This window comes from Caulobacter sp. DWP3-1-3b2 (assembly GCF_049896325.1).
Taxonomy (GTDB): Bacteria; Pseudomonadota; Alphaproteobacteria; order Caulobacterales; family Caulobacteraceae; genus Caulobacter.
This window is the reverse complement of sequence record NZ_JAFCUB010000032.1, coordinates 35,897-47,368: the sequence shown is the minus strand read 5'-3', so window position 1 is coordinate 47,368 and position 11,472 is coordinate 35,897. Positions and strand designations below refer to the sequence as shown.

The 11,472-nt window shown below is 66.2% G+C and carries 12 protein-coding genes and 1 pseudogene; 10 read left to right on the top strand and 3 right to left on the bottom strand.

Annotation, left to right across the window (positions count from 1 at the left end):
• From ACP7AG_RS17035 to ACP7AG_RS17025, 3 genes and pseudogenes are all read left to right on the top strand, one after another.
• Positions 1-664, top strand: a pseudogene (locus tag ACP7AG_RS17035) (IS91 family transposase); the annotation flags it as partial.
• A 445-nt stretch (positions 665-1,109) separates the two neighbouring features.
• Positions 1,110-2,420: an adenylosuccinate lyase gene (gene purB, locus ACP7AG_RS17030; RefSeq protein ID WP_426013894.1), complete on the top strand. Its 1,311-nt coding sequence runs from the start codon at positions 1,110-1,112 to the stop codon at positions 2,418-2,420.
• Positions 2,421-2,424: 4 nt separating this feature from the next.
• Positions 2,425-2,925, top strand: coding sequence for a DNA-deoxyinosine glycosylase (locus tag ACP7AG_RS17025; protein ID WP_426032274.1), 501 nt, complete (start codon positions 2,425-2,427; stop codon positions 2,923-2,925).
• A 6-nt stretch (positions 2,926-2,931) separates the two neighbouring features.
• On the opposite strand, the gene ACP7AG_RS17020 is transcribed toward ACP7AG_RS17025, so the two are convergent.
• Both ACP7AG_RS17020 and ACP7AG_RS17015 read right to left on the bottom strand, forming a co-directional pair.
• Positions 2,932-3,318, bottom strand: coding sequence for a type II toxin-antitoxin system VapC family toxin (locus ACP7AG_RS17020; protein ID WP_426032272.1), 387 nt, complete (start codon positions 3,316-3,318; stop codon positions 2,932-2,934).
• A complete protein-coding gene (locus ACP7AG_RS17015; protein ID WP_426032270.1) occupies positions 3,315-3,557 on the bottom strand; it encodes a type II toxin-antitoxin system Phd/YefM family antitoxin in 243 nt (80 codons plus the stop codon). The genes ACP7AG_RS17020 and ACP7AG_RS17015 overlap by 4 nt, the downstream gene beginning before the upstream one ends.
• A gap of 146 nt (positions 3,558-3,703) precedes the next feature.
• Here ACP7AG_RS17015 and ACP7AG_RS17010 point away from each other — a divergent pair, with 146 nt between their 5' ends.
• Positions 3,704-5,704 carry a M13 family metallopeptidase gene (locus ACP7AG_RS17010; RefSeq protein WP_426032268.1) on the top strand — a complete coding sequence of 667 codons (2,001 nt, stop codon included), beginning with the start codon at positions 3,704-3,706 and terminating at the stop codon, positions 5,702-5,704.
• A gap of 64 nt (positions 5,705-5,768) precedes the next feature.
• Here the strand turns inward: ACP7AG_RS17010 and ACP7AG_RS17005 are convergent, their stop codons facing one another.
• Positions 5,769-6,086 (bottom strand): DUF1476 domain-containing protein, encoded by a 318-nt coding sequence (locus ACP7AG_RS17005; RefSeq protein WP_426013904.1) that lies wholly within the window; start codon positions 6,084-6,086, stop codon positions 5,769-5,771.
• Positions 6,087-6,354: 268 nt separating this feature from the next.
• On the opposite strand from ACP7AG_RS17005, the gene purC reads away from it, so the two are divergent.
• The 6 genes from purC (at position 6,355) to ACP7AG_RS16975 (ending at position 11,452) form a co-directional block, all read left to right on the top strand.
• Entirely contained in the window at positions 6,355-7,113 is a 759-nt protein-coding gene (gene purC / locus ACP7AG_RS17000; protein WP_426013906.1) for a phosphoribosylaminoimidazolesuccinocarboxamide synthase, read from the top strand.
• 183 nt (positions 7,114-7,296) lie between these two features.
• A complete protein-coding gene (gene purS / locus ACP7AG_RS16995) occupies positions 7,297-7,536 on the top strand; it encodes a phosphoribosylformylglycinamidine synthase subunit PurS (protein WP_426032266.1) in 240 nt (79 codons plus the stop codon).
• Positions 7,537-7,565: 29 nt separating this feature from the next.
• Entirely contained in the window at positions 7,566-7,874 is a 309-nt protein-coding gene (locus tag ACP7AG_RS16990; protein ID WP_426013910.1) for a hypothetical protein, read from the top strand.
• Positions 7,875-7,936: 62 nt separating this feature from the next.
• Positions 7,937-8,422 (top strand): DUF3291 domain-containing protein, encoded by a 486-nt coding sequence (locus tag ACP7AG_RS16985; protein ID WP_426032264.1) that lies wholly within the window; start codon positions 7,937-7,939, stop codon positions 8,420-8,422.
• Between the two features lie 202 nt (positions 8,423-8,624).
• Positions 8,625-9,287, top strand: a complete 663-nt coding sequence (gene purQ, locus ACP7AG_RS16980) for a phosphoribosylformylglycinamidine synthase subunit PurQ (RefSeq protein ID WP_426013913.1) — start codon at positions 8,625-8,627, stop codon at positions 9,285-9,287.
• Between the two features lie 215 nt (positions 9,288-9,502).
• Positions 9,503-11,452, top strand: a complete 1,950-nt coding sequence (locus ACP7AG_RS16975; RefSeq protein ID WP_426032262.1) for a CocE/NonD family hydrolase — start codon at positions 9,503-9,505, stop codon at positions 11,450-11,452.
• Positions 11,453-11,472: the final 20 nt, after the last annotated feature.

Here is an 11,472-nt window from a genome sequence, read left to right as displayed (position 1 = left end):
CCTGCCGTCCACGGTTCTTCCTGCCCGTGCGCGTGCTCTCCCGGCTGTTTCGGCGACTGTTCCTGGAGAAGCTCGCCGCCGCCCACGCCGAGGGACGCCTGGCCTTCTTCGGCGACCTCACCCGCCTGGCCGACCGCGCAGCCTTCGCCGCCCGCCTGGCCCCGCCGCGCCGCGCCGAGTGGGTGGTCCACGCCAAGCGGCCCTTCGCCGGACCCGAGTCCGTCCTGGCCTATCTGGCCCGCTACACCCACCGCGTCGCCATCTCCAGCAGCCGCCTGGCCGCCCTGGACGACAGGGGTGTCACCTTTGCTGGAAGGACTACCGCCAGAACGGTCAGGCCCGGCGCAAGGAGATGACCCTGGCGCCCGGCGAGTTCATCCGCCGCTTCCTGATCCACGTCCCGCCCAGCGGATTCCATCGCATCCGCCACTACGGCCTTTTCGCCAACACCGGCCGCGCCGCCAACCTGGCCAAGGCCCGCGCCTTGCTCCAGACGCCGCCACCATCTCCGGTCGCCTCCAACCCCGAGCCCCACACCGACGCCAAGCCGCCGATCGCCTGCCCTTGCTGCGGCGGCCGCATGATCCTCGTCGAGATCTTCGAGCGCGCAGGCCCGCCACGCAGCGCGCCGCCAAGACCCGTGTTCAGGATCGACTCGTCATGAGGCTCACAGACAACGCCACCCAAAATCGCAGCGCTACAGCAACGGCCAAGGGCCGCGTGAGCGGCCTTGCGCACCAACGCCAAAAAGCGGCCCTGAGCGCCCAAGAACACCCCGACCCGCACATCATCAGGGGCATCCTAACGGACCAAACCGGCCGCCTGCAGCAGCGACAACGGCCAACAGCGCATCGCCCGCGACCCCATGGGACCAGCGCGCCCCTCAAATCCCCACAGGCTGCTACCGCCATCCCGCGGGTCAGACTTCGAGCTTTCTCAAACACCCGCTCTCGGGGTCAGCCCCGTCGCCGCGCCTGGCGGGCGTCCAAGAAACCTAAACAGATGCCGACATCATGCCCCGCGCGAACAACAGACCACAGACGGCGCGGGGGCCTCTCCCCCCACCCCACCCTTGACTCTCATCCCCGCCGCGCCGAAACCCCGGCCCTATGATCAGCCGTTATTCCCGCCCCGAAGCCGTCGCCATCTGGTCCAGCCAGACCAAGTACAAGATCTGGTTCGAGATCGAGGCTCACGCCGCCGACGCCATGGCCGAACTGGGGGTCATCCCCAAGCGCGCCGCCGAGACGATCTGGGAGAAGGGCCGCGATGCGGTCTGGGATAGCGACCGGATCGACGAGATCGAGCGCGTCACCAAGCATGACGTCATCGCCTTCCTGACCCATGTGTCGGAGATCGTCGGCCCAGAGGCGCGGTTCCTGCACCAGGGCATGACCAGCTCCGACGTGCTGGACACCTGTTTCGCCGTCCAGCTGTCCAAGGCCACCGACCTGCTGATCGAGGATGTCGATCTGCTGCTGGTCGCGCTGAAGCGCCGGGCGCTGGAACACAGGATGACGGTGTGCGTGGGCCGCAGCCATGGCATCCATGCCGAGCCGATCACCTTTGGCCTGAAGCTGGCCGGCTATTATGCCGAGTTCCAGCGGGCTAAGGAAAGACTTGCGATGGCGAAGTTCGAGATCGCCACCTGCGCGATCTCCGGCGCCGTGGGCACCTTCGCCAATGTCGATCCGCGGGTCGAGCAGTACGTGGCCGACAAGCTGGGCCTGGTGGTCGAGCCGGTCTCGACCCAGGTGATCCCGCGCGACCGTCATGCGGCCTATTTCTGCGCCCTGGGCGTGGTCGCCTCGTCGGTCGAGCGGCTGGCCACCGAGATCCGCCACCTGCAGCGCACCGAGGTGCTGGAGGCCGAGGAGCCGTTCGAGATCGGGCAAAAGGGCTCGTCCGCGATGCCGCACAAGCGCAACCCGATCCTGACCGAGAACCTGACCGGCCTGGCCCGGCTGGTCCGCTCGGCCGTGACCCCGGCCCTGGAGAACGTCGCCCTCTGGCACGAGCGCGACATCAGCCACTCGTCGGTCGAGCGGGGCATTGGGCCCGACGCCACCATCCACCTCGACTTCGCCCTGCGCCGCCTGGCCGGGGTGATCGAGCGCTTCAACATCTATCCCGACAACATGGCGCGGAACCTCGACAAGCTGGGGGGCCTGGTGTTCTCGCAGCGCGTGATGCTGGCCCTGACCCAGAAGGGCGTGTCGCGCGAGGACGCCTATGCCGCCGTGCAAGGCAATTCGATGAAGGTGTGGCGCGGCGAGGGCCGGTTCATCGAGTTCCTGAAGGCCGACGAGGTGGTGTCCAAGGCCTTGTCGGACGCCGAGCTCGAGGAATTGTTCGACTACGGCTACCACACCAAGAATGTCGACGTGATCTTCAAGCGGGTGTTCGGCGAGCAGGCTTAGGTCCTTGTCCCTCCGGGAGGGGCGCAAGGCGGGCTTCCCGGAGGTCGTCGACGCGCGCACGCGCGTCCTGATCCTGGGCAGCCTGCCGGGCGACGCCTCGCTGGCGGTCGCGCAATATTACGGCCATCCGCGCAACGCCTTCTGGCGGTTGCTGGAGGGGGTGCTCAAGACACCGCTGGTCGCCCTCTCCTATGAAAGCCGCCTGACCACCCTGCTGTCGCGCGGCGTCGGGCTGTGGGACGTCATCGCCGAGGCGAAGCGCCCCGGCAGCCTCGACGCCGCCATCGTCGACGCCGAGGCCAACGACCTCTTGGCGCTCGTGGGCGCCCTGCCCGCCCTGCGCGGCGTGGCGTTCAATGGCGGCGCGGCGGCCAAGCTCGGCGGCAAGCTGCTGGGCGCCCGCCTGCCCACCCTGGCCCTGCCCTCCTCCAGCCCGGCCCACGCGGCGCGGTCGTTCGAGGAGAAGCTGGCGTTGTGGAGCGCGATGAAGGCCTGGCTGGCCTGAGCCACGCTACCATAGACGACTGACGCCGAAACCATCGAACACCGACTCGTTGGACACCAGTGTCATGGCCTCCGCGATCGCCTGGGCGATCAGCAAGCGGTCGAACGGATCCTTGTGCGGAATGTTCATGGCGCCAGCCCGCTCGGCGTGACCGAGGGTGATCGGCAGGGGCATGAAGCCGCGCTCGGCGACCACGCGCGTGAAGTCGGTGGCGAGCGGCGCCGCCGAGGGCAGCTTGCCGAGGCGGAATTTGGTGGTGATCTCCATGGCCGAGACCGCCGAGACATGGACGGCGTTGCGCTCGTCCTCAATGGCCGCCCGGATCGGCGGCGACAGGTTTTCCGATCCCGCGACGAACCAGATCAAGGCATGGGTGTCGAGCAGGAGGTTCAAGCGTCGTCGCCGTTCCAGAGCGCCAACTCATCGTCGGGCAGCGGCTCGAAAAAGCTGTCGTCGAGCGCGACTTGGCCCTTCATCGAGCCGAATACCCGCTTGGGGCATGGCGGCTTGGCTGGCGTCAGCGTGGCCACCGGCGCCTTGCCGCGGGCGATGACAACCTCGCCGCCGGCCTCGACCTCGGCCAACAGGCGAGAGAGGTTTGTCTTTGCATAGTGAATAGTGACAACGGTCATGGGCGCCTCTCCTAGCTAACTAACTTAGCTAAGGCAGTTGAAAAGGCAATATGACGATATCGCCGAACATTACCGCATTTTAATCAGCGCGCCGTCTCCGACTAGGGCAGCATCCGCCGCCTATAGGGAAAGAGGTTTTTCCGCACATGCGCATGATCCTGCTGGCCGCCGTCTCGGTGCTCGCCATTTCGTCCACCGCCGCGTTCGCGGCCGATCCGGCCAAGCCGATGTACGGCGCCTGGGGCGTCGATCTGACCGGCGGCGACCCGAAGGTGTCGCCGGGGACCGATTTCGACAAATACGCCAACGGCGCCTGGGAGGCCCGCACCGAGATCCCCGCCGACCAGGGCTCGGCCGGGGTCGGCTACGATGTCTACAACCGCTCGCAGGACCAGCTGCGCACCCTGATCGACACCGCCGAGCCCTCGACCCAGATCGGCGCGCTGTTCAGGAGCTTCACCAACGAGGCCAAGGTCGAGGCGGCGGATGACAAGGCGCTGAAGGTCGACCTGGCCAAGGTGACAGCGATCGCCACCAAGGCTCAGTTCGTCCAGACCCTGGGCCGCGCCCATGGCGGCTTCGGCGGCGACATCTTCTCGCTGGACATCGCGCCGGACGCCAAGAACCCCGAGATCAACGTCCTCTATATCGGCCAGTCGGGCCTGGGCCTGCCGGACCGCGACTATTATCTGACCGACACCTTCAAGCCGCAGCTGGCCGCCTATACGGCCTTTGTCACCCGCGCCCTGACCATGGCCGGCCACCCCGCCCCGGCCAAGGCCGCCGCAGATGTCGTGGCCTTCGAGACCGCCATCGCCAAGGTCAGCTGGCAGGTCGCCGACCGCCGCGACATCGACAAGGTCTATAACCCCACCACCGTCGGCGAGCTGGCCACCTACGCCCCCTTCCCGTGGGCCGCCTATCTGGACGCCTCGGGCCTGCCGGGCCAGACCAAGGTGATCCTGGGCGAGAAGACCGCCGTGCGCGACATCGCCAAGGTCTATACCGACACCCCGCTTGAGACCCTGAAGGCCTGGCAGACCTTCCACGTCATCATGGAAACCTCGCCCTACCTGTCCAAGCGCTTCGTCGACAGCCGGTTCGAGTACGTCAAGGCCCTGTCCGGCCAGTCGGCCCTGCGGCCCCGCTGGAAGCGCGGCGTTCAGCTTGTGGACGGCAGCCTGGGCGAGGTGGTCGGCCAGACCTATGTCGCCAAGTACTTCCCGCCCTCGTCCAAGGCCCAGATGGTCGACCTGATCGCCAATCTGAAGACCGCCATGGCCGCCCGCATCCAGGCGGCGACCTGGATGAGTCCGGCCACCAAGGCCGAGGCCTTGACCAAGCTGTCGAAGATGAGCGTGATGGTCGGCTATCCCGACAGGTGGCGCGACTATTCGGGCCTGAAGCTCAATGTCGATGACCTGTACGGCAATGTCGTCGCCAGCCGGGCCTTCGAGTGGGCGTATGCGCGCGATGACCTGGGCAAGCCGGTCGACCACGGCAAGTGGGGCATGACCCCGCAGACCGTCAACGCCTACAACGGCGGGCTGGAGAACAAGATCGTGTTCCCGGCCGGCATCCTGCAGGCGCCCTATTTCGATCCGGCCGCCGACCCGGCGGTGAACTATGGCGCGATCGGCGCAGTGATCGGCCACGAGATCAGCCACGGCTTCGACGACCAGGGCCGCAAGATCGACGCCACCGGCAAGCTGCGCGACTGGTGGACCGCCGAGGACGCCAAGCGCTTCGACGCCCAGGCCGATGTGCTGGGCAAGCAGTACGACGCTTATGAGCCTGTGCCTGGCAGCAAGATCAACGGCAAGCTGACCATGGGCGAGAACATCGCCGACCTGGCCGGCCTGCAGGTGGCGCTGGACGCCTACCATACGTCGCTGGGCGGCAAGCCGGCCCCGGTGATCGGCGGACTGACCGGTGACCAGCGCCTGTTCCTGGCCTTCGCCCAGGCCTGGCAGGACAAGACCCGTCCCGATTCGCTGAAGCAGCAGATGGCGTCCGACCCGCACTCGCCGTCTTCGTTCCGGGTGATCGGCCCGACGCGCAATGTCGACGCCTGGTACGACGCGTTCGGCGTCAAGCCGGGCGAGACCTACTACCTCAAGCCCGAGGATCGCTCGCGGGTTTGGTAACGCCTATAAACAAAAGGGCCGCCCCGGTGGGGCGGCCCTTTTCGCATCTGGAAGGCGGCAGGCCCTACGCGCCGGCGATGATCTGACCGCGGGCCACGGCCAGCAGTTCGTCCATCTTGCGACGCACCTCGCCCTCGCCGACATTGACGCCCGAACCCTTGAGATCGCCGGCCACCTTGCGCAGCACATCCTCGTCGCCGGGCTGCTCGAAATCGGACTTCACGACGGCGCGGGCATATTCCTCGACCGTGGCCAGGCCCATCAATTCGGCCGCCCATTCGCCCAAGAGGCGGTTGCGACGGGCGGTCGCCTTGAATTCCTGATCCTGGTCGTGCGCGAACTTGCGTTCGAAACCCTGTTCGCGTTCGTCGAAGGTGGTCATGAAAGCCCCAATAGTCTCTAAGCGCGCTGCATATCCCTTGCCGGGCCAGTGGGCAATCACAAGCAACGCCGCAGCGCCTGCAATCCGGTCACAATCCCGAGGCCACGACTAGGGCCGTTTGCGCCAGGGACCGCGTTCGGCTAGTTTCGAAAGGACATTTTTCGTGAGCGGCCTTGAGTCGAACGCCGCGCGCCGCTATCCGCCGCGCGCGCTTTTCGTTTCTTCGGGCCGGGCGCGCTTCGCATTCAGAAGGGCCTCGACGAGAGCCATGACCACCCGCCGCAAGAAGATCTACGAAGGCAAGGCCAAGATCCTGTACGAGGGTCCCGAGCCCGGCACCCTGATCCAGTACTTCAAGGACGACGCCACGGCGTTCAACGCCCAGAAGAAGGCCGTGCTCGAAGGCAAGGGCGTGATCAACAACCGCATCAGCGAGTACATGATGACTCGCCTGAACGCGATCGGCGTCCAGAACCACTTCATCCGCCGCCTCAGCCTGCGCGAGCAACTGATCAAGGAAGTCGAGATCATCCCGCTCGAGGTGGTGGTGCGCAACATCGCTGCTGGCTCGATCGCCACGCGCCTGGGCCTGGCCGAAGGCACGCCTCTGCCGCGCTCGATCATCGAGTTCTACTACAAGGACGACAAGCTGGGCGACCCGATGGTCTCCGAGGAGCACATCACCGCGTTCAACTGGGCCGCCACCCAGGAGATCGACGACATGATGGCCATGGCCCTGCGGGTGAACGACTATATGAGCGGCCTGTTCAGCGCCGTGGGCATCACCCTGGTGGACTTCAAGATCGAGTTTGGCCGTATCTATGAAGGCGACTTCAGCCGCGTGATCCTGGCCGACGAGATCAGCCCCGACAGCTGCCGCCTGTGGGACTCGACCACCAATGAGAAGATGGACAAGGACCGCTTCCGCCGCGACCTTGGCAATGTCATCGAAAGCTATACCGAGGTGGCCCGCCGGCTCGGCATCATGAAGGAAATGCCCACCGTCATCCAAGGCGGCGTGGCTTAGCCTAAGAACACCTTCTCCCAGAGGGAGAAGGAGGGGCTTGCGACGAAGTCGTGGGAGGATGAGGGGTTACGCCCTTCCCGTCGTGCCGGCACGCCGTCTGACGCCTTCACCCCTCACCCTCCCATGCTGCGCATGGGTCCCTCCCTCTCCCCTCCGGGAGAGAGTGAAAAGGTCAGGAAAGACATGAAAGCCAAGGTCCAAGTGTTCCTCAAGCCCGGCGTCCTCGACGTCCAGGGCAAGGCCGTCGAAGCCGCGCTGCACGGCCTGGGCTGGGCCGATGTGTCGGGCGTACGGGTCGGCCGCACCATCGAGTTCGACGTCAGCGAGACCGACCCGGCCAAGGCCGAGGCCGAGGTCAAGGCCATGTGCGACAAGCTGCTGGCCAATACCGTGATCGAGAGCTACGCGATCAACTTCGGCTAGGTCGCGCTTAACGGCAAGACGCCGAACCCTTGTCGACCAATGTGCTGGGCGCGCGCAACTGGCTGAAGTTCGGCGCGCCCTGCACGCCACAGCCCGGGGCTGTGCTGGTGTTCTGGCGAGTCTCGCCGGGCGGCTTCCTGGGCCATGTCGCATTCTATGTCGGCGAGGACGCCACCAGTTTCTTCGTCTTGGGCGGCAACCAGTCCGACAGCGTCAGCGTCGCACGTCTAGCCAAGGACCGGCTGCTGGGCGCCCGCTGGCCCGCGACGGTGCCGATGGGCGCGGCCGAGGCGCGCATGGTGACCAGCGAGACGGCATTTTCAGTCGACGAACACTGATACCCTAGCGAAGCTAGACCATCATCCCCATCCTCTTGTCACAGGCTGATGGGAGCGACAGCGTGAGCGCGGACTGGCAACTGGCGGAGGTCAATATCGCCCGCCTTCGGGCGCCGATCGACGACCCGATGATCAAGGACTTTGTCGACAGCCTCGACCGGGTGAACGCCTTGGCCGAGGCCTCGCCCGGCTTTGTCTGGCGATTGAAGGGCGAGGGCAACAGCGCCGTCGATCTGCAGCCCTACGAAGACCCGATGATCGCCATCAACATGTCGGTCTGGATCGACATCCAGTCGCTAGGCGCCTTTGTCTATCGCGGCGACCATTTGCAGATCATGCGCCGCCGCGCGGAATGGTTCGAGCACATGGACGTCTTCATGGTGCTGTGGTGGGCGCCGGCCGGTCACCATCCGACCATCGATGAGGCCAAGTCGCGCCTGGCGCTGCTGGAACAGCACGGCCCGACGGCCGACGCCTTCACGTTCAAGATCCCGTTCCCCTCGCCCGACGCGGCGCCGGTGGAGCCGGTGCTGGACGAGTGCGCGTAGCAGGCGTTCGCAGCCGCCCGGACGCCCCCTCCGTCACGATGCGTATTCGCATCGCACCACCTCCCCCGCTGCGCGGGTTAGGAAAGCTGACCTTCTCCTCCCTCGTGAAACGGGGGAGATGGCGGGCGTAGCCCGACGGAGGGGGCGTCGGCCACCGAACGGGCGCTGACAACCCCCGCGAACGATGCTACAGGCCCGCGCCATGAAAGCCGCCGTCGTTGTCTTCCCCGGTTCCAATTGCGATCGTGACTGCAAGGTCGCCATCGAGCGCTCCGCCGGCGCCCGCGTCGAGATGGTCTGGCACCAGGAGACGGCCCTGCCGGACGACCTGGACCTGATCGTCCTGCCCGGCGGCTTCTCATACGGTGACTATCTGCGCTGCGGAGCCATGGCGGCCCAGAGCCCGGTCATGAAGGAAGTGGTCAAGGCCGCCAGCAACGGCGTCGCCGTGGTCGGGATCTGCAACGGCTTCCAAGTGCTGTGCGAGGCGGGCCTGCTGCCCGGCGCCTTTCTGCGCAACGAGAAGCTGAAATATATCTGCAAGCCGGTCGAGCTCGATATCGTTAACGGCCAGACCCGCTTCACCGCCGAATATGGTGAGCAGCGCGAGGCGGTGATGACGGTCGGCAACGGCGAGGGCAACTTCTTCGCCGACGAGGATACCCTGGACCGCCTCGAGGGCGAGGGCCAGGTGGTGTTCCGCTACAAGGACAATCCCAACGGCTCGGCCCGCGCCATCGCTGGCATCGTCAACGCCGGCGGCAATGTGCTGGGCCTGATGCCCCATCCCGACCGGTCGTTCGACCCCGACCTCGGCTCGGCCGACGGCGCCCTGCTCTTCCGCAGCGTGTTCGCCAGCGCCTGATCTGAATCTTCTCCTGCCCCACATAGCGGGGGAGGTGGCGCGGCGCCGATAGGCGGCGTGGCGGAGGGGGCCTTGCGGCTTATCCGGTCCCAAAAAGCTCGGCGCTGGAACGCCCCCTCCGTCACGATGCGTAGTCGCATCGCGCCTCCTTCCTGGTTTCACGGGGGAAGAGAGCGTGCGATCCTCTCCGCAAGGTTGGCTGCTGGGGGATTCACATGAAAACGATTCTGTTACTCGCGACCGCGAGCCTGCTGCTGGCCGGAGCCAGCTTCGCGCAGACCGTGGCTCCAGGCAGCCTGCCCAGCGAGACCCCCGACGTCTTCAAGCTCGCCACGGATCGTCTCGACTACGAGCGGCGCGACGTGATGATCCCGATGCGCGACGGGGTGAAGCTGCACACCGTCATCCTCGTGCCCAAGGGCGTCAAGCGCGCGCCGATCCTGCTGACCCGCACCCCCTATGACGCCACGGCGATGACCTCGATCAACGCCACCACCCACCTGGCCGACGCTATCGACGGCTACGACCACCCGGTCGATGTGGTGATCGAGGGCGGCTATATCCGCGTCGTCCAGGACGTTCGTGGCAAGCACGGCTCGGAAGGCGACTATGTGATGAACCGGCCACTGAAGGGGCCGCAAAACCCGACGCAGGTCGACCACGCCACCGACACCTGGGACACCATCGACTGGCTGGTCAAGAACATCCCCGAGACCAATGGCAAGGTTGGAATCCTGGGCATCTCCTACGACGGCTTCACCACCCTGGAAGCATTGTTCAATCCGCACCCGGCCCTGAAGGTCGCCGTGCCGATGAACCCGATGGTCGATGGCTGGATGGGCGACGACTGGTTTCACAACGGCGCCTTCCGCCAACAGAACATGCCCTATATCTACGAGCAGGTCGGCGGCCGGAAGAACGAGGAGAAGTGGGCCTCGGGCGTGCATGACGACTACGACCTCTTCATGCGGGCCGGCTCGGCCGGGGCGCTGGGGTCGCAGATGGGGCTGGAACAGACTGGCTTCTGGCGCAAGATTCTGGCCCACCCGGACTATGACGCCTTCTGGAGCGACCAGGCGGTCGACAAGCTGCTGGGCAAGGAGCCGCTGAAGGTGCCGGTGATGGTGGTCGCTGGCCTCTGGGACCAGGAGGACATCTACGGCGCGGCCGCTGTCTACAAGGCGATCGAGCCCAAGGACACCGCCAATGACAAGGTGTTCCTGGTGCTGGGGCCTTGGAACCATGGCCAGCAGATCCACGACGCCGCCAGTCTGGGCGCGATCAAGTTTGGCGCCGACACCGCCCTGCAGTTCCGTCAGGAGGTGCTGGGCCCGTTCCTGGCCCACTATCTAAAGGACGACGCCCCGGCCATGGACGTCGCGCCCGTCACCGCCTACGAGACCGGGACCAACCGCTGGCGCAAGCTGGAAGCCTGGCCCTCGGGCTGCGCCAAGGGTTGCGCGATCACCCCCACCCCGCTCTATCTCCACGCGGGCTTCAAGGCCGACTTCGTCGCGCCCCAGGCCCGAGAGGCCGCTGGCGAGGCGACCAGCGACGCCTATGTTTCCGACCCGGCCAAGCCAGTGCCCTATCGTGCTCGCCCCAGCCAGCCGACCGGCTATGTCCCGCCCCTGACCTGGACGCAATGGCTGGTCGATGACCAGCGCGAGGCCTCGGGCCGCACTGACGTGCTGACCTACACAACCAATGTGCTGACCGCGCCGCTGAAGATCAGTGGCGAGCCGATCGTCAACCTCACCGCGGCGACCAGCGGGACCGACGGCGATTGGGTGGTCAAGCTGATCGACGTCTATCCCGACGAGGTCCCCGGCGATCCAACGATGGGCGGCTATCAACTGCCTGTGGCGATGGACATCCTTCGGGGCCGCTATCGAGAGGGCTTCGCCCAGGCCAAGCCGATCAAGGCCAATGCGCCGCTGGGCTACCGCTTCGCCCTGCCCAACGCCAACCACGTGTTCCTGCCCGGCCATCGGATCATGGTCCAGGTGCAGTCCAGCTGGTTCCCGCTCTACGACCGCAACCCGCAGACCTTCGTGCCCAACATCTTCCTGGCCAAGCCGGCCGATTACCAGAAGGCGACGGAGACGGTGTTCCACGCGCCGGGCAAGGCCAGCTTCGTGGAACTGCCGGTGGTGGGGAAGTAGGGCTCAGATCCTCCCCCACA